Source organism: Alkalibacter rhizosphaerae (assembly GCF_017352215.1).
GTDB classification, from domain to species: Bacteria; Bacillota; Clostridia; order Eubacteriales; family Alkalibacteraceae; genus Alkalibacter; species Alkalibacter rhizosphaerae.
In genome coordinates, this window is the sequence record NZ_CP071444.1 from 1,055,449 (window position 1) to 1,071,598 (window position 16,150).

Genomic DNA, 16,150 nt, shown 5'->3' on the forward strand with positions numbered 1-16,150 from the left:
CGATAAATTTGTAACCTGTAGTTGTTTTGTAATTTTAACCGGTTAAGTACATTGTAAAACTCGCCCTCTCAATTGTCAATAAAAAATTGTAAAATATTTTAACCGGTTCATTTTATACAAAAACTTGCTTCAAAATTTACAGAGTGTACTAGATTAATTGAAAAAAAAACAGTATAATAAAAAAATGACAACTCCAAACGAAAAAAAACAAACCCCAAAATCAAAAATACTGGAAGTCGCAACCAAGTTGTTTTACGACCACGGTTATAATGATACTTATCTGGAACACGTGGCGGAACTATGCGGGATCACCAAACCGCTGATTTCCTACCATTACGGTTCCAAGGTCGACCTGGCACGCGTGGTGGCGGAAACCTACGCAAAGGAAAACAAAAACGTCATAGCGTTCAAGCTGTACAAATACTATCACGACCAAAAAAAGTATGACCTTCAAGTTTCCACTGCCGTCGAGATCCGGTTGACTCAGATGCTGAATCTTGTGGACAAAAACGTGAATCGGTTCTACGTGGAGAGGATCAACGCCAATTATGACTGTTCCGTTCCCGCAAAGGAAGTATCCGTCCCTTTTTACAAGATACACGATAGGCAATACAAGCTGGACATCGACCACGACAGGGATGAACTTACCATGTTGGCAAGGGCATCTGCAGGCGCAGCCTTGTCCCTTACTTTTTCGTACCTACGAGGCGATTTTGACTGCACCATGGAGGAATTTTTAGACTATGCCGGAGAGGTCCCTTTCAAAATGATGAACATCCATCCGGAAAGGATCCAAGAGATCATTAAGGAGAGCAAAAAAGTGATTGAAGAGATCGGCTTCTCCTTTGAACCATATTTCAAGATTATTTAAAGACAAAAAATTAAACTTTTCCATAAAAACGCACCCCCCGCATTGCAGGGGGTGCGTTTGGTATTGCTGTCTTACTTGTAGGCCCCTCCTATATACTCCGGACCTATTAGAATGGAAAAATGGAAGATGGGTTTATCCACATTTTTTATGGACATAGGCATGTGTTTCATGTCTGCAGGTATGTAGAGCATACTGGTTCGGTCCAACCTGTGCCATTCCCCGTCGATGGCCAGCTCAATGACTCCATTGAGATTGTAGGGATCTTCCGGATCGCTTCCAAAAAAACCGATCAACTCATCATATCCATGGGCGTGTTCGTCAAAGACAGGATCTTTTTCCGGCACAGCATAGTACCAAGCCGTATTCATCTGGAAAGCTCCTTCCACAACGTTGTTGTCCATCCACAGGATCCTATTGGAGAATTTTTTATACATCTCCCGAAACTCTTTCGTCCCCGCATTCGGATCCTGCAGATCCTGAATGATAAACCTGCCGTACTCGCCTTCATTGTTGTTAAACATGTGCCAACACCCCTTTTGTTTTGTTATAGAAATCACAATTTTTTTAATTATAACCCAAATACTACGTCTACTTCAAGAAATGACTCAAAACCCCCGGGTCTGACCTTTCCACGGTTTTGGCACATTCTGCCGGTATTCATCGATCCCAGGACCACCCAGTTTTTTTAACCGCCATACTCCGTAAACATAGCTGATCAGCACGACCACGCCCGTAACGGGAAACCCGAGCAAGGTGTTGACTAGGAAGAGAAGAGCGATGTTTGCTTCGATCAGTACCAAAAACTGTAAAACCGCACGGATGCAAAAGAAACTGAGCCAAAAGATGGTCACCTCCGTATAGGCGGGACGGATGTCCGGTCTCCAAAACCACGCCAATTCCCATCCTCTGGAAATATGACTGACCCAGGCTGCCAGAGGTTTTCTGATGACCAGGCTGAACGTGGTAATGACGACCAGTCCCAGATTAGTCAACAGATTCGGCAAAAAATAGTTCACCGCATTATCCGACAGAATGGCAAAAGCCGCTGCAATAAGAACACCCAACAATCCAAAAAAGGCATATTTCAACGTTTTTTTCGATTTCCATCGTATGATCATCAGTGCAAGCGCACTCCCTATAGCCAAAGCTGCGGCGATTTTCAAATCAAAGAAACCATTGGCTACCACATAGACAAATGGCGGTATGAGGGCATCCAGAGTTTTCCCTTTGAGCAACAACTGCAGTTCTTCTTTTATTTCCTTTGTGTTCATGCCATCACCTTCAATAAATTGATAATCTCATTCTATCATGGAAAGACTCCATTCTCTAGATAGACCCACTTCAAAAGAATGAAAACCAGGTGTATAATCGAACCAAAGAGAGGATGATGAGTGACATGAACGAGATTTCTGCAACCATACAATCTACCGGCGGATTTGAAAATGCTTGTGAATCGAAGCATCACATGTTGGAGGTCCAGGGAGGACCCATCTCTGTTTACGAAGCAGGGGACCCTCAAAAACCGAAGATCATCATGCTCCACGGGGCCATGTATGACGAGGCCCGATTCAGCTGGGATCAGATGTTTCCATATTTGAGCAACCACTACCATGTTTTTGCGATAGATACACCCCGACACGGCAAATCCAGACCTTGGGACGGAAATTTGACCCATACCCGTCTGGTAGACATCCTCCATGACGGAATCACTCAATTGGGGTTGGACCGCTTTCACTTGATCGGACTTTCCATGGGTGGTGCGCTCAGCATCGAATATGCATCCCGCTATCCAAATTCTGTACGATCCATGGCTCTGTTTGAGCCTGGCGGTTTGGGAGACAAGGTGGATTGGCAGTTCATCACCTGGCTCTACATCAAAACACCTGGCATGTTGAGAATGTTAAGCAAGCGATATGTGAAAATGGATGATGCCTCCATCAACAAACTTCTTCATTCTATTTTTGTCAAAGGAACTTCCCCGACGGACCCGGACCGGTTGGCATCCATTTTGAAGGATGAGATCCGAGGTAAATTCCAGTACGGCGAAAAGGACATGGACGACTGGCAGCTGAACGCCATCGGACCGTTTCGTTTGACATGGAACCTGTTGGACAAGATCCCTATGATCCAATGTCCCACCCTTTGGCTTCGAGGTGCAGACAGCGTTTTGGTCAAGCAACAAGAAATGGAAAGAGCCGTCCATCTGGCAAAAGAAGGCGGCTCTGAAGCTACTTTGAAAATCATTGAAAAGGCAGGTCACTTGCTTCCCCTGGAACAGCCGGAATTGGCAAATCAAGCAGTGAAACGTTTTTTGGACGATCAAGGCTTGATGTAGGCATATCCTTCCAAAGCCTAGATCAGATTTACTGCTCTTTTTGTTTCTATTAGTTGTGATCAAAAGAACCGTCCCTTATCATTCGAGCGGTATAAGAGTAACGACCCTCCAAATACTTCCTCGATACAGTGTAGCCATCCAGTATTGATCGTCCAGTACATATAGACGGTATCCCGGGGTTTCTTTTGTGGAATCCACCAGATCATACTGCATTTTGTTGTGAAAAGATGATATGTCTGGGATCTCGTGAAACTTTTGAAACTGACTTTTGAAGCTTTCCTCCGACAACGTCGTTTCTTGAAAATCGGATACTTCATAAGTGGTCTCGCCTTTTACTTCAAGAACACGATTGCTCAAAATGTAAGTTGGACCAATGGGTCCGAGGGAATGGGATGTGCCTCCGTCATTTTGATAGATCAATTCAGAAGACTGGAACGTGATCTTTTCCCCTTCATTTGGTGGTAAAGAAAAGCCGGGCGCTTTGTTGTTGGTATCGTTCCATAACAACAACTTTGACAAGTCTTCATTATTGGGATGATAGCCATCTACTTTCCAGCCATCACCCATCTCAACCAATTCTATTTCCCCAGAAACGGTGACTTCTTCTCTTTTTTCATTGGCAAAAGTTACTTGGATTCCCATCTCATAGTCATATTCGGCCATGCTATGTTCCAACGATTCCCTTTTGTTCCAATCGATGAAAACAACTTCCAAGGTGTAGTCGGCATCTTTTATCACATCTATCCAAGGTATGAACCGATTATTGATCGCTCTTTCCATTGCTTCTTTTGTCATCAGATTTTCGTATTCTTTTCTCACCAAATCAAAAAAAACATTTACTTCCGATAGACTGTACGATTTCAAATTCATGTTGTCCAGATAAAAGGTTGTAAATTCCGCATTCTCCGGAGTCGTATGTACCTCGAGAAATCGTTCTGCCGTTTTTTTTGCATCTTCTTTAGAATCCGTCATTAGTCCAACAAACGCAACGATCAAAACGAGGATGGCTATCACAACGATCCACCATTTGGGTCGCTGGAAATTTATAATGTTTTTGATTCGTCCTCTTGTATCACCTTCTCCAAAAGCGAGAGGTGTCATTCCAATATTCGATTTTCCGATCGTGAGATTCAACAGAGATTGGGAGTAATTCTTTTTCACGCCTTGTCCCAGTCGACGGATCACCGATTCGTCACATGACATTTCCATATCTTTTCCGCTTAACCAAAAGGCAATCCATACCAAAGGATTGAACCAATGAATACACACGATCAGATAGCTGAAAAATCGAATGACGTGGTCAAATCTTTTGAGGTGTGTTTGTTCATGAAGCAGGATATAATCTTTTTCCGATTCTGACAGAGTCACAGGCAGGTAGATCTTCGGTCGAAATAGTCCCATCACAAATGGGGTATCCACAAGCCGGGATCGGTAGATGTTTTTTTCTTCAAAATTTGCTTCATTCAATTTACTTTTTAATCGTACCACCGACCATATTCCGTAAATCAAAAATGCAAGGATCCCTATAGTCCAGACGATCGATCCCAGCTTGATCCAAGCCTGCAACGGCTCTGCAGCCAACATCGGCTCCTTCATGGAAATGGAATCGTTGACAATGGGATCAACATTGAACATTTCATTACCGATGCCAGATGATGTTTTTGTAATGACACTTGCGGGAATCCGTGATGATTCTGCCGGGATCAGACTCCAGATGCTCTTGAATGAAACAGGAAAAAGTAGCCGGAAGAAAGGGATCGCCCATAGCATGTAGGAAAATATTTTAGGTGCTCTTTTTAAAAGCAACCGTACCGCTATAATGAAAATTATGATGATGCTGCCCGTGTAACTCATGCTCATTATAGAAAGAAAAATCTTCTCCAACACGTCTACACCTCCTTGTACTTGTCGATGAGCTGTTGGATCTCATTGATTTCTTTATCACTTAACTTTTTTTGACGCCCAAATGCCGCCAAAAAGCGCGGCAGGGATCCTTCAAATGTTTTCTCTATGAATTCCTCTCCCTTTCGTGCCAGAAAATCGTCTTTTTCCATAACGACTACCACTATGCCATTCTCATTCTTAAACAACTCTCTATTAGACAATCGCTTCAACATGGTATACGTCGTTGTTCGTTTCCAGTTGAATTCTTTTGCACAGATAGCAATCAGTTCTTGTGTTTTAATAGGTGCGCTTTTCCAAATGATGTCTGCAAATTTTTGTTCCATTTCTCCAAGCTTGAATTTTTCCACGATGCCCCTCCTATGTCTATCTTCATTAGACAGTTATAGTCTAGCACCTTTAGATGCATGCGTCAAGGATCAAAAGAACAATTCCTTCCTTCATGGGATTTGTCGGACAGGATCCCCATTATCCAATGCCCACCCTTTGGCTTCGAGGTACCGTCAGCGTTTTGTTCAAGCAACACGAAATGGAAAGAGCCGTCCTTCTGGCAAAAGAAGGCGGCTCTAAAACGATTTTTTAAACGATCAAGGCTTGATGTAGGCATATCCTTCCCGGTGTTTTTTTGCTAGCTCCATGACTCCTGCCGGAACGATCTCCACCAACGGGATCAAATCGAATTTTTCCATATGATTCGCTGCCAGGGCGTTTTTGCAGGCTGTGAATCTCGTTCCCTGTGCGGACAGCTTTTCCAAAGCGGCTGGACCTGCACCCAGATCCTGGGTGGTATCATAATACTTCACCGCTTCCCCATTTGCCACTACCACGATCCGATAGGGGTTTCCCTCTAGAGCATTGATCAGATTTGTCACATTGGCAAGCAACAGCTTCCACTTGTTCATTTCATCAATGTGAAAGACCACTTTGTATTCGTACATTTTGCACCCTTCCTTCTTGGTTCCTATTTTTTGTGATCAAAAGAACCGTCCCTTTCATTAATTTCTATAAATAATAAAGGCAGTATAGACAATGTAGATAATGACTAGGACTACTCCCTCCATTCTAGTTACCTTGTAGCTGGTTCGGGACAAGACCAGGATCAACAGTGTCAAAGCGATCAACAGAATTACGTCAAAAATAATTCTTGGGTCCACAGCTAAAGGATGTATGACTGCCGATGCTCCTAAAATGAAAAATATGTTGAATATATTGCTTCCAATAATGTTTCCCAAAGCGATGTCATTCTGTTTTTTCAGCGCTGCTGTTACCGATGTGACCAACTCCGGCAGGGAAGTGCCTACAGCAACGATAGTCAATCCTACCAGGGTTTCACTCATTCCAAAGGACAGGGCGATCTCAATGCTGTTGTCCACGATAAGACTGCCTCCAAAAATAATGCCAGCCAGACCAGCTGCAGTAAGGGACATGTTTTTGATCCATGAAATCTCTTTCGGTTTGGAATCATCAAGATCAACTTGATTTCGGGTACTTCTTGCAACCTCAAAGAGATAATACAGAAAAACTACGAAAAACAGCAGCAGGATGATCCCTTCCGTTCTTGATATCAGATTGGTGTCCCCGGCTTGTAGACGGATATCACTAGTCAATACCAACAGGACAACGCTCCCCAATAGAGCGAACGGGATCTCTTTCCTTATTGTTTCACTTTGGACCGTGATGGGGAACAGGATGGCTGCGATCCCCAAAATGAGGGTCGTATTGAAAACATTGCTTCCAATGACATTTCCAATCGCCACATTGCTGACTCCTTCCAACGCCGCGATAAAACTGACGGAAGCTTCCGGTGCACTAGTGCCAAATGCTACAATGGTCAACCCGATCAGCATGGGCGAAACCTTTAAAGCTCTCGCGATTTTTGATGCCCCGTCCACAAAGAAATCCGCTCCTTTGACCAATAGGGCAAACCCCAGCAACAATAAAAAATATGTCATATGTTCACCTGCTTCTTTGAATTTTCATTTTGAATCAAAAGAACCGTCCCTTATTTTACAGAAGAGCCATGACCACTGGGAAGGCGATCATGGAAACAAACAAATGCAAGGAAACAAAATTCAGCACATAATTTTTATGCTCGCACTCCCCAATGATGGAAAGAGGGATCACAAATGGAGGCGGAAGAATAAACATGGTATATAGCGCAGCTGTATACAACTCATCCAATTGAAGCCACTGTTGGATGACGAACTTATTGATCAGATATGCCAATGCCAGCATCATGACCATTCTAAGCACAACGGCCAGCAGGATGCTTTTCATGTTGTGAAATTCAAAAGGCAACTCAAATCCCACAACGATCAGCATCATGGGCACCGTCACATTTCCAACCATCTCAACGGCATCCAATACAGCCAGTCCCACAGGGTTGCTATCCATTCCTGTCCCGGTAATTGTCAACATAGTTGTCGCTTTTCTCAAATATGCTAGCATGCTTTTTCACTGTTTTTTTCTTTTGATGGATTCAGCCAAACGGCTTGTTCCATGGTGCAGTTTTGAACCGGTCCGGTCCATCGTTCAGGGTTCTTTGCCTTTGCAGTTTCCAGTATTTCTTTTCTTCTTTGAAGGATCTCATCGGACGATCCATTGTGTCTTTGGTTGGGAGTCAAAAATTTCAAGCTGCTGTGGTGGTGGTCATTATTATAATAATCAACGAAGGCATCGACCCATCTGCGGGCAGTTTCAATATCTGAAAATCCATTATGGGGAAAAGATGGCATGTATTTGACCGTTCGGAACATTGACTCAATATAAGCATTGTCATTGCTCACTCTTGGCCTGCTGTTGGATCGCACGATCCCTAGATTATACAGCGTTGTCAACAAGGAAGCACCTTTCATCGGACTTCCGTTATCAGAATGTAACACCAAAGGCTCGTTCTTCATCAATACATTTTCAGAGTACGCAGCCTTCTTCACAAGAACACTGGCGTTTTCAGAACTCTCGTGATCCCAGATCTCCCAGCCAACCACTTTGCGGCTGAATAAATCAATGATCATGTACAGGTAATAGTATATTCCTTTCACGGGACCGGGAAGCCAGGTGATATCCCACATCCAGACCTGATTGGGGCCTGTTGCACAATGTGTTGTAATATTCTTGCTTATGGGTGCTTTTGCATAGCCCCGATGATTGACTTGACCAAAATATCTCAAGACCCGATAAAAACTTGAAACCGAAGCGATATATATTCCTTCTTTATCAATGAGCTTATGAAAGACTTGATTTGGTGAAAGGCTTCGATGTTCCTTTTGGTTCATCACCTCCAGGATCCTCTTCTCCTCCTCCAAATGCAGCTTGTTTGCAGGTATGGGTCTTAGCGCATCCGGACGACCGTCTTTTGTATCGTTACCTTGAACTTTCCAGCGCTGGTAGGTCCTCTCGCTGATACCGACGACTTCGCAAGCCTTGAACTGTCTGGCTCCAGAAAGGACTGCTTCGTCGATGGCCACAACCACTTTGATGCGATTTGATTGGCTGGTCAATCTTCCTCGTCCGAACTCCAAATCGCTTGCATCTTTTTTTTTAATACCAAGAGTGCGGCAGCTTCGGCAAGAGCTTTCTCCTTGCGCTCCAGTTCCTTTTTTGTAAGTTTAAGCTCTGCTTGACTGTCCTTGAGTTCTTTTTTGACCTTGGATTCTTCAGCTGTTTCACCGGTGATGAATGCTTGCTTCCAGACTTCGATTTCCTCCGCATATATGCCTTTGCGTCGGCAATATTCTGAGAGCTCATGGTTGTTGAGTGGACTGGTCTCAATAATGATTTGCAACTGCATTTCTTTAGAATATTTTTGTTTGGAGCCTGCATGATCCTGATAGACCGTCCCTTTGGATTTTGCCTTTTTACGCCATTTATACAGGGTTTGTTCATGAACATGATACTCATCAACCAGTTCCTTAATGGACCTGTTTTCGGGTGGTAACATCAACTTGATTAATTTGTCTTTAAATTCTTTACTGTAGGTAGCCATATTGATCCTCTCTCTCTCTTGGCTACTAGCATATAATATTTTTGATCACCCGACAACTATCCTAACACAGGGGGGTCCCAAAACCCAATATTGAGAATAGGATCCCCAAAAACGTGCTCACCGCAAGAGGTGCTTTGGTGATGTTCTTTAGATGGGTTGAAATGCTTTGTTTTTGGACGGATCTCATATCGCAACTCACCGTACTTAGAAACACGGTCATAACAGTGAACAAAAACAGGGAATTGCCCACATCCAGTATGGCCAGCCGGTAAAAATTTTCAGAACCGAAATACGCAATAAAGAGAGGAAATCCAAAGGGACCTGTCAAAAACGTGGCAAACAGGGAAGGATAAAATGGATTGGCCGTCTTTTGTACCCTGCGAAACACAAAACCCACCCCAAAAGCGATGGATGATGCGACAAATATCACGATGGACAGCAAAAATACCTCCGACTTCAGTTCCGTTTGCAAAAAAGTAACAAAGAGCAACGCCGGCAGTGCAATGTCCATGACGATTTTTTTGATACCTTGGATCGCTTCCAGTTTGACAAAGCTGTGTTTCCTCAACCAGATTCCAAGTCCGATGAGCAGAAGAACCGGCAAGATCTTCAAAACCACCAATATGATTTCTGACATTCTGCATCCGCTCCTTTCCTACGTCCATCAAGAGCAAAATTCTTCCAGGTTCCAGATTTCCGTGGCGACGTCCTGGTAGAATTCCGGCTCATGTGAGATCAGCAGGATGCCACCCTTGTATGCTTTCAGTGCTCTTTTCAATTCTTCTTTGGCATCCACGTCCAAATGGTTGGTGGGCTCATCCATAAACAGGATGTTGGTCTCAACATTCAGTACCTTGCAAAGCCGGACCTTTGCCTGCTCTCCGCCACTCAACACCATCATCTTGGATTCGATGTGGTTTGTTGTCAACCCGCATTTCGCTAAAGCCGCCCTTGCTTCAAACTGGGTCCATCCGGGGAATTCCTCCCAGATCTCTTCGATGCACGTTCGGCTGTTTTTTTCCTTGACCTCCTGTTCGAAATATCCGATCTGCAAGGTGTGTCCCAATTCTATGTCACCATCGTATGAAGGGATCTGTCCCAATATGGATCGGATAAGGGTAGTCTTTCCGATTCCGTTTGCCCCGGTAATGGCTACTCGTTGACCCCTTTCCATTCGAAGATTCAGTGGTTTCGACAAGGGAGCATCATAGCCGATGACCAAATCCCTTGTTTCAAATAAAAGCTTCCCTGCCGTTCTCCCTTCCTTGAATTGGAATTCCGGCTTGGGCTTCTCCCTGGCCAGTTCGATGATCTCCATCTTGTCCAGCTTTTTCTGCCGGGACATGGCCATATTCCTGGTGGCGACCCTGGCCTTATTCCTGGCCACAAAATCCTCCAGCTGTGCGATCTCCTGCTGCTGGCGTTTGTATGCTGCTTCCAGCTGCATTTTCTTTGCTTCATAGATCCGCTCAAAGTCGCTGTAGTTCCCAACATAACGGGACAATTCCTTGTCTTCCACATGATATATGAGGTTTATGACACTATCCAAAAAAGGAATATCATGAGATATGAGCAAAAATGCATTTTCATATTCCTGAAGGTATCGCTTCAGCCACACGATGTGCTGTTCGTCCAAATAGTTGGTAGGCTCATCCAGCATCAGGATATCCGGTTTTTCCAAAAGCAGCTTTGCCAAAAGAACCTTGGTCCGTTGGCCGCCGCTCAAGTCGTCTACGTCCCGGTCCAACCCCAATTCGTCCAAACCAAGTCCCCTTGCGGTTTCCAACACCTTGGAATCCACGATGTAAAAATCGTTATGGTCCAGAATATCCTGAATGGTTCCCACTTCTTCCAAAATGACATCCAGCTCATCCTCCGACACTTCACCCATCTTCACATACAGATCCTGCATTTCCTGTTCCATGTCAAACAGATATTGAAAGGCACCCCGCAAAGTGTCCCGGATGCTCGTCCCTTTTTCAAGTACAGCATGCTGGTCCAGATAACCGACCCGGACCCTCTTTGACCATTCGATCTGGCCTTCGTCCGGCTCCAACTTTCCTGTTATGATGTTCATAAAGGAAGATTTCCCTTCCCCGTTTGCACCGATCAAACCTACGTGTTCTCCTTTCAAAAGTCGAAAGGATACGTTTTTTAAAATCTCTCTGCCACCAAAACCGTGGTTCAGATTGCTCACTGTTAAAATACTCATCGTTCACCTCTACTATTTTAAAGTCCAAATGTCTACCACTCTATTTTGCTTATATATCTTACCCATTCTTGGATCAATAATCAATGGCTAAGCCTGAAAATATCAAAACTCCTTGTCAACGTGATTGTGCTTGCCTTCATGGTTTTTTTGCAATAAGATGATTAAAACACGTACTACAGTTGTTTAAGGTGGTGTACATGGTGAAATATGCCGTTGAAGCAAAAAATCTGTATAAAGCGTATAGTGATCTTACTGCCGTAGATCATATCGACTTTGCTATTTCTAATGGGGAATATTTTGGCATTCTTGGTCCAAATGGTGCCGGCAAAACGACTACCGTAGCGATGGTCTATTGCTTCATGCCAGTGGATAGCGGTATTTTACGGGTGCTGAACTATGATGCAACAACACAACCTCGTGATATCAAGGCTCGTCTTGGTGTGGTGCCCCAGGAGAACAATTTGGATCTGGAGCTTACCGTGCTTGAAAATCTTATTGTATATGCATCGTACTTTGGGATCCATAAAGCGGTTGCCACAGGACGGGCAATGGAACAATTGGAGTTTTTTGGACTGAGCGCCAAGAAGGATACGGAAGTGGAAAAACTCTCCGGCGGGATGAAAAGACGGTTGACCATCGCCAGAGCATTGATGAACAAACCGGATGTTTTGATACTTGACGAGCCTACCACAGGCCTGGATCCGGAAGCACGTCATCATATTTGGCAACATTTGCGTCATCTTAAAAAAACAGGATTGACCTTGATCCTGACAACCCATTACCTGGAAGAAGCAAGTCAGCTGTGTGACCGGATCATCATCATGGATGAAGGTAAAATTCTGGATGAAGGTCGACCAGGCGATCTGGTGTCCCGCCATGTTGGTGTGCTGGTTTATGAAGCAGGCATTTCAAAAGAAAATCAGCCAGCCCTCTTGGCTTTGCTGTCGAAGCAGATCCAAGGCCATCTGAGCATCGGCGATACCCTTTATCTTCATCCGGGCGATAATGCTTCGGAGGTTCTACGATCCCTTCAAAAACATCAGCAAGTGGAGACTTTGCTGCAAAGACCCGCAAACCTGGAAGACGTCTTTTTAAAGCTCACCGGCAGGAGGTTCGGAAATGAAAATGCTTCTTCATGATTATGGTGCACTAAACGCATATGCCTTAAGGGTTTTTCGCCGCAATCTGGCCGTTTTTCGAAAGACATGGAAAACGAATATAGCTTTTAATTTCATTGAACCACTCTTGTATCTTGCTGCCATGGGTTGGGGTCTGGGTGCCTTTATCGGCGACATCGATGGTATATCCTACATGCAATTTATTGCTCCAGGCATGATCGCCACTTCTGCAATGTGGGCTTCCGCTTCCGAATGCACCTACGATTCCTATGTTCGCATGCATCACGAAAAGATCTTTCACGCCATCGTGGCCACACCCATCCACTTGAAAGAAGTGGTGGCAGGAGAGATCCTGTCCGGCGTCTTTAAAAGCGTCCTGTACGGCACGGTCATCCTAGTTGTCATATCTGCCTTGGGCTTGGTGGCATCGTTGTATTCCTTGTTCATACCGCTGGTTCTTGTGTTGTGCGGCTTTACCTTTTCGTCCCTAGGCATGATTTGGACTGGTATCGTCCCCAAGATGGATTCCTTTTCTTACTTTTTTACGCTGGTCGTCACTCCGATGTTTCTCTTCTCCGGGGTATTCTTTCCCATTTCCGCCCTGCCAGAAGCAGTACAGGGCATAGCCTGGTTTCTGCCCCTCTACCATATCGTTGTGCTTTTGCGCAGCCTGTCCACAGGTGCAGTCTCTTCTGCACTTTTCATTCATGGGCTCTGGTTGATTGTCTTCAACCTGGTGATCTTTCCGATCCCCATACGTTTGATACAAAAACGTATACTTGACTGACCTGACTTTCCGCTTTGTCTGTGGTTTGAAAAAGCTGCTCCCCATCGTGGAAATCGAGAGAGCAATGCTGCAAAAACATGCTAAATCCTCCAATCCTCCCTCGTAAGGCAGGTAACGTGCTCTGTTCGTATGTCATCGGTCAACTCCCAATAGATGTCTTTGTTGGTGTGATGGTAGGTGAAACCGCATTTTTCCTGCACTCGTTTGGATTGGATGTTTCCGTCAAAATAACCACACCAAATCTTTGTAAGCTTAAGATCCTGGAATCCATATCGAATCAGTTCCTCTACGGCTTCGGGTATCAGGCCTTGCCCCCAGAAGGGAACTCCGATCCAATATCCGATCTCTCCTTCTGTCTCGGGCAGATCCAGATTGCTGTCTTTCCCGATCATCAGCCCAATGCTTCCGATGGCCTTGTTGTCCTCTTTGAGACATACAGCATAGGTTTCTTCTGCAGATAACACGCTACCTATGATTTCACGACTGTTCTCCACACTGGTGTGGGTGGGCCAACCAGCAATGGGGCCAACTCGGGGATCTTTTGCATATAGGTATAAGTCTGCGGCATCCGATTCCAGCCACGGGCGTAGGATCAGTCTTGCTGTGTACAATTCCATTTTCTCGTTCTCCTTTTCATGGAATCAACCTTCGTATCGGGTGACGAATCACAGTTTTCAACTTCTCCGGCGCCACCTTTCGAGGATCGGAGATGTAGATCTCGTGATGATGTCGTTCGTCGCCAATGTCGATGGCGTATCCCTTGTCCATGGCAAATTTGTCAAGAGCCCCAACAGTAGCCGGCTCTTCATCATAGGAACCGATATGCATTACCTGAACACACAAACCTTCGGTCATGCTTTCAAGTTTGGCTTTTGAAATGTCGAGATTGGGCTTTTTCTTTGCAAGAGTATCTTTTGCGACTTCAAATATTTCTTCTGATACAAAATCCGGTTGCCGGATCATCATCGTCCACACAAACTTGCTTTTATCGCTTATGGTCGCACCACCACCTCTAAAATCGTCTTCCACCCTCCACAGCCCTTCCAAAGGGGGAACAACATATTGTAGGATCGCCTTGTTTCCCATCTTGATGGAATAGGAAAGCCCGTACAACAGTTCCACAGCAGCAGCATATTCTTTACTTGCGTTGGGATCGCCTTTTCCGTCAACGCGGACAAACATCATCTGGGGCACATCCACGATGGAAGGCGTCGTTTTAGGCAGATATAATTCTTTATCTTTTCTTTTAAAGTCCACAGACATTTTCTGACCTCATCTCTTTCTCTATTAATGTTATTGCAATGCGCAGCGCCTTTACCCGACGGTCATTCAATGTCTTTTGCGAAGACTGCAGCTTACCGTTTACCTGCATTTTTTCACATTTTCGCAAGGTAGACACAAGGGCGGTCTTGGCCTCGGTCAATTCCTCGTTTTTAAATGAATTCATAGATTTTTCCATTACGGTTTTTCCGCCAGAAGCTTGATCCTAGCCAATGCTTTGGGAATCCTGACTTCAAACGTTTCCACTTGTTCCAGAGGAACATCCATATTTATATCCAGTATAGTGATCCCATTTTTTTCGGACAGCGCATAACTCTCCGTCCCGCCAGACCATTCTTTTTCCCGTTCCTGTTCTCCACTTTCTTTGGTGTCTGCACGATGCCTGAATCGCATGAAGGCATTGGGATCCAATTTCTCCACCAGGCTTCTTACTCCATAGCCGTTGACGGAAGAAATGAACTGGATCTCATTACCTTCTTCCAATGCTCCGTCCATGTACGTGCCTTCATCAATAATACTTGACCAGTCACGGAAAGTATCGTCTTCCCAAAGGGTTGCCCAAACTTTTTCTCTGGGTGCACTTATTTCGACCAAAAATTGAATTCTTTTCATGCTACTCCCCTATTCCAACTTCTTTCTTCTTCACAGGGATCCAAATCTCGCTTCGATAATTCGGATCTGCTGTATTCGGACTCTCATTCCACAATATTTCCGGGCCGTCCACTGCTTCGTACCCTGAGGAAGGAAACCACTCCGAGTAGATCCTGCCCCACGCGTTTTGAAGGGTTTCCGGAAAAGGTCCAACCACTTCAAATACAGCCCAGGTACCGGCATCAATATCCAATTCATCAAAATCTCCTGCATCACTACTTCTTGTAGCTACCCCGATGTAATGATCCAGTTCCCCATTTTCTTCCATTCTTCCTTCTGAAAAATTTGTGGAAGCACTGACGATCCCCATGGGTTCCGTGTTTGACATCGATTTTAGTTGTTGAACAACCTCCAGGGTCAATTGCTCCGTCATTTTTGCGATCTCAGGATTAACCCCTTCAAAAACAACTGGAACTCTTTTTTTAAAGCCTACCAGCTTGAATGATTTTTTTTCTACGATGCGATACTTCATTTCGTTTCCTCCTCTAATGGTTAATTGAAAGGTCATTGTCGGATACGCCTTTAGTTGTGCATCCTCATTTCTCGCTTGAGATGGGAGTATGCCGTGCATGGAATGAAAAGCACGGGAAAATGAATCTGCTGAATGATAGCCGTATTTGAAGGCAACATCAATGATTCTCAGATCCATGTTTTTCAAATCAAGAGCAGCCAGGGTGAGTTTTCTTCTCCGAATATACTCGGACAAGCTTACCCCCGCCAAAAAGGAAAACATCCGCTTGAAGTGATACTCGGAACAGTACGCGATTTGAGAAATTCTGCCATAGTCCATATCCTCCATCAAGTGCTCTTCAATGTATGCCATTGCCTTGTTCATTTTGCTTAAGGAATCCATCCAACAACCTCCTTCCTTCACTCATAGTATCAAAGAATCTCTTGATTCATCCGACAATCGGTGCACAATAATGTCGGGTCAACATACATCTCAAGAATTTTGAACGATTGGTACTGTTGGTTTTCTAAGTATATTATAATACAATTTGCCATTGT

20 protein-coding genes are annotated in these 16,150 nt (G+C 44.5%); 5 read left to right on the plus strand and 15 right to left on the minus strand.

What is annotated here, in order from left to right:
• Positions 1–184 precede the first annotated feature (184 nt).
• Positions 185–871 carry a TetR/AcrR family transcriptional regulator gene (locus J0B03_RS05185; RefSeq protein WP_207300793.1) on the plus strand — a complete coding sequence of 229 codons (687 nt, stop codon included), beginning with the start codon at positions 185–187 and terminating at the stop codon, positions 869–871.
• Between the two features lie 71 nt (positions 872–942).
• Here the strand turns inward: J0B03_RS05185 and J0B03_RS05190 are convergent, their stop codons facing one another.
• Entirely contained in the window at positions 943–1,392 is a 450-nt protein-coding gene (locus J0B03_RS05190; protein WP_207300794.1) for a cupin domain-containing protein, read from the minus strand.
• A gap of 84 nt (positions 1,393–1,476) precedes the next feature.
• Complete coding sequence (locus J0B03_RS05195) at positions 1,477–2,142, minus strand: DUF3159 domain-containing protein (protein WP_207300795.1); 666 nt, start codon at positions 2,140–2,142, stop codon at positions 1,477–1,479.
• A gap of 125 nt (positions 2,143–2,267) precedes the next feature.
• Between J0B03_RS05195 and J0B03_RS05200 the strand changes: the two genes are divergently transcribed.
• Positions 2,268–3,206, plus strand: coding sequence for an alpha/beta fold hydrolase (locus tag J0B03_RS05200; RefSeq protein ID WP_207300796.1), 939 nt, complete (start codon positions 2,268–2,270; stop codon positions 3,204–3,206).
• A 78-nt stretch (positions 3,207–3,284) separates the two neighbouring features.
• Here the strand turns inward: J0B03_RS05200 and J0B03_RS05205 are convergent, their stop codons facing one another.
• Both J0B03_RS05205 and J0B03_RS05210 read right to left on the minus strand, forming a co-directional pair.
• Positions 3,285–5,093 carry a M56 family metallopeptidase gene (locus J0B03_RS05205; RefSeq protein WP_207300797.1) on the minus strand — a complete coding sequence of 603 codons (1,809 nt, stop codon included), beginning with the start codon at positions 5,091–5,093 and terminating at the stop codon, positions 3,285–3,287.
• 2 nt (positions 5,094–5,095) lie between these two features.
• Positions 5,096–5,458 (minus strand): BlaI/MecI/CopY family transcriptional regulator, encoded by a 363-nt coding sequence (locus J0B03_RS05210; RefSeq protein ID WP_207300798.1) that lies wholly within the window; start codon positions 5,456–5,458, stop codon positions 5,096–5,098.
• A gap of 92 nt (positions 5,459–5,550) precedes the next feature.
• On the opposite strand from J0B03_RS05210, the gene J0B03_RS05215 reads away from it, so the two are divergent.
• The gene (locus J0B03_RS05215; protein WP_207300799.1) at positions 5,551–5,691 is read left to right on the plus strand and encodes a hypothetical protein; all 141 of its coding nucleotides are present in this window, start codon (positions 5,551–5,553) and stop codon (positions 5,689–5,691) included.
• A gap of 4 nt (positions 5,692–5,695) precedes the next feature.
• Here the strand turns inward: J0B03_RS05215 and J0B03_RS05220 are convergent, their stop codons facing one another.
• The 7 genes from J0B03_RS05220 to J0B03_RS05250 all read right to left on the minus strand — a co-directional run bounded on the left by J0B03_RS05220 (position 5,696) and on the right by J0B03_RS05250 (position 11,305).
• Positions 5,696–6,046, minus strand: coding sequence for a DsrE family protein (locus J0B03_RS05220; RefSeq protein WP_207300800.1), 351 nt, complete (start codon positions 6,044–6,046; stop codon positions 5,696–5,698).
• Between the two features lie 57 nt (positions 6,047–6,103).
• Positions 6,104–7,060 (minus strand): calcium/sodium antiporter, encoded by a 957-nt coding sequence (locus J0B03_RS05225; protein ID WP_207300801.1) that lies wholly within the window; start codon positions 7,058–7,060, stop codon positions 6,104–6,106.
• A 55-nt stretch (positions 7,061–7,115) separates the two neighbouring features.
• Complete coding sequence (locus J0B03_RS05230) at positions 7,116–7,526, minus strand: AEC family transporter (RefSeq protein ID WP_207300802.1); 411 nt, start codon at positions 7,524–7,526, stop codon at positions 7,116–7,118.
• A 23-nt stretch (positions 7,527–7,549) separates the two neighbouring features.
• On the minus strand, positions 7,550–8,608 hold the full coding sequence (locus tag J0B03_RS05235; RefSeq protein ID WP_207299438.1) for an IS3 family transposase: 1,059 nt from the start codon (positions 8,606–8,608) through the stop codon (positions 7,550–7,552).
• A complete protein-coding gene (locus J0B03_RS05240; protein ID WP_207300606.1) occupies positions 8,605–9,093 on the minus strand; it encodes a transposase in 489 nt (162 codons plus the stop codon). The genes J0B03_RS05235 and J0B03_RS05240 overlap by 4 nt, the downstream gene beginning before the upstream one ends.
• Before the next feature lie 61 nt (positions 9,094–9,154).
• Positions 9,155–9,730 (minus strand): AEC family transporter, encoded by a 576-nt coding sequence (locus J0B03_RS05245; protein WP_207300803.1) that lies wholly within the window; start codon positions 9,728–9,730, stop codon positions 9,155–9,157.
• A gap of 27 nt (positions 9,731–9,757) precedes the next feature.
• Entirely contained in the window at positions 9,758–11,305 is a 1,548-nt protein-coding gene (locus J0B03_RS05250) for an ABC-F family ATP-binding cassette domain-containing protein (RefSeq protein WP_207300804.1), read from the minus strand.
• 200 nt (positions 11,306–11,505) lie between these two features.
• On the opposite strand from J0B03_RS05250, the gene J0B03_RS05255 reads away from it, so the two are divergent.
• Together J0B03_RS05255 and J0B03_RS05260 are read left to right on the plus strand one after the other, a co-directional pair.
• Complete coding sequence (locus J0B03_RS05255; protein ID WP_374058617.1) at positions 11,506–12,444, plus strand: ABC transporter ATP-binding protein; 939 nt, start codon at positions 11,506–11,508, stop codon at positions 12,442–12,444.
• Positions 12,425–13,210, plus strand: a complete 786-nt coding sequence (locus J0B03_RS05260; protein WP_207300806.1) for an ABC transporter permease — start codon at positions 12,425–12,427, stop codon at positions 13,208–13,210. The genes J0B03_RS05255 and J0B03_RS05260 overlap by 20 nt, the downstream gene beginning before the upstream one ends.
• An 80-nt stretch (positions 13,211–13,290) precedes the next feature.
• On the opposite strand, the gene J0B03_RS05265 is transcribed toward J0B03_RS05260, so the two are convergent.
• The 4 genes from J0B03_RS05265 to J0B03_RS05280 all read right to left on the minus strand — a co-directional run bounded on the left by J0B03_RS05265 (position 13,291) and on the right by J0B03_RS05280 (position 15,995).
• Positions 13,291–13,827: a GNAT family N-acetyltransferase gene (locus J0B03_RS05265; RefSeq protein ID WP_207300807.1), complete on the minus strand. Its 537-nt coding sequence runs from the start codon at positions 13,825–13,827 to the stop codon at positions 13,291–13,293.
• A 16-nt stretch (positions 13,828–13,843) separates the two neighbouring features.
• Positions 13,844–14,473: a GyrI-like domain-containing protein gene (locus J0B03_RS05270; protein ID WP_207300808.1), complete on the minus strand. Its 630-nt coding sequence runs from the start codon at positions 14,471–14,473 to the stop codon at positions 13,844–13,846.
• Positions 14,474–14,668: 195 nt separating this feature from the next.
• Complete coding sequence (locus J0B03_RS05275; protein ID WP_207300809.1) at positions 14,669–15,103, minus strand: hypothetical protein; 435 nt, start codon at positions 15,101–15,103, stop codon at positions 14,669–14,671.
• Position 15,104: 1 nt separating this feature from the next.
• Positions 15,105–15,995, minus strand: a complete 891-nt coding sequence (locus J0B03_RS05280; protein WP_207300810.1) for an AraC family transcriptional regulator — start codon at positions 15,993–15,995, stop codon at positions 15,105–15,107.
• Between the last annotated feature and the right edge of the window lie 155 nt (positions 15,996–16,150).

What these genes read in the sequence shown, in the direction of transcription:
- J0B03_RS05185 (WP_207300793.1), top strand. Translation starts at nt 185, where the DNA reads ATGACAACTCCAAACGAAAAAAAACAAACCCCAAAATCAAAAATACTG.
- J0B03_RS05190 (WP_207300794.1), bottom strand. Translation starts at nt 1,392, where the DNA reads ATGTTTAACAACAATGAAGGCGAGTACGGCAGGTTTATCATTCAGGAT.
- J0B03_RS05195 (WP_207300795.1), bottom strand. Translation starts at nt 2,142, where the DNA reads ATGAACACAAAGGAAATAAAAGAAGAACTGCAGTTGTTGCTCAAAGGG.
- J0B03_RS05200 (WP_207300796.1), top strand. Translation starts at nt 2,268, where the DNA reads ATGAACGAGATTTCTGCAACCATACAATCTACCGGCGGATTTGAAAAT.
- J0B03_RS05215 (WP_207300799.1), top strand. Translation starts at nt 5,551, where the DNA reads ATGGGATTTGTCGGACAGGATCCCCATTATCCAATGCCCACCCTTTGG.
- J0B03_RS05220 (WP_207300800.1), bottom strand. Translation starts at nt 6,046, where the DNA reads ATGTACGAATACAAAGTGGTCTTTCACATTGATGAAATGAACAAGTGG.
- J0B03_RS05225 (WP_207300801.1), bottom strand. Translation starts at nt 7,060, where the DNA reads ATGACATATTTTTTATTGTTGCTGGGGTTTGCCCTATTGGTCAAAGGA.
- J0B03_RS05230 (WP_207300802.1), bottom strand. Translation starts at nt 7,526, where the DNA reads ATGTTGACAATTACCGGGACAGGAATGGATAGCAACCCTGTGGGACTG.
- J0B03_RS05240 (WP_207300606.1), bottom strand. Translation starts at nt 9,093, where the DNA reads ATGGCTACCTACAGTAAAGAATTTAAAGACAAATTAATCAAGTTGATG.
- J0B03_RS05245 (WP_207300803.1), bottom strand. Translation starts at nt 9,730, where the DNA reads ATGTCAGAAATCATATTGGTGGTTTTGAAGATCTTGCCGGTTCTTCTG.
- J0B03_RS05250 (WP_207300804.1), bottom strand. Translation starts at nt 11,305, where the DNA reads ATGAGTATTTTAACAGTGAGCAATCTGAACCACGGTTTTGGTGGCAGA.
- J0B03_RS05260 (WP_207300806.1), top strand. Translation starts at nt 12,425, where the DNA reads ATGAAAATGCTTCTTCATGATTATGGTGCACTAAACGCATATGCCTTA.
- J0B03_RS05265 (WP_207300807.1), bottom strand. Translation starts at nt 13,827, where the DNA reads ATGGAATTGTACACAGCAAGACTGATCCTACGCCCGTGGCTGGAATCG.
- J0B03_RS05270 (WP_207300808.1), bottom strand. Translation starts at nt 14,473, where the DNA reads ATGTCTGTGGACTTTAAAAGAAAAGATAAAGAATTATATCTGCCTAAA.
- J0B03_RS05275 (WP_207300809.1), bottom strand. Translation starts at nt 15,103, where the DNA reads ATGAAAAGAATTCAATTTTTGGTCGAAATAAGTGCACCCAGAGAAAAA.
- J0B03_RS05280 (WP_207300810.1), bottom strand. Translation starts at nt 15,995, where the DNA reads ATGGATTCCTTAAGCAAAATGAACAAGGCAATGGCATACATTGAAGAG.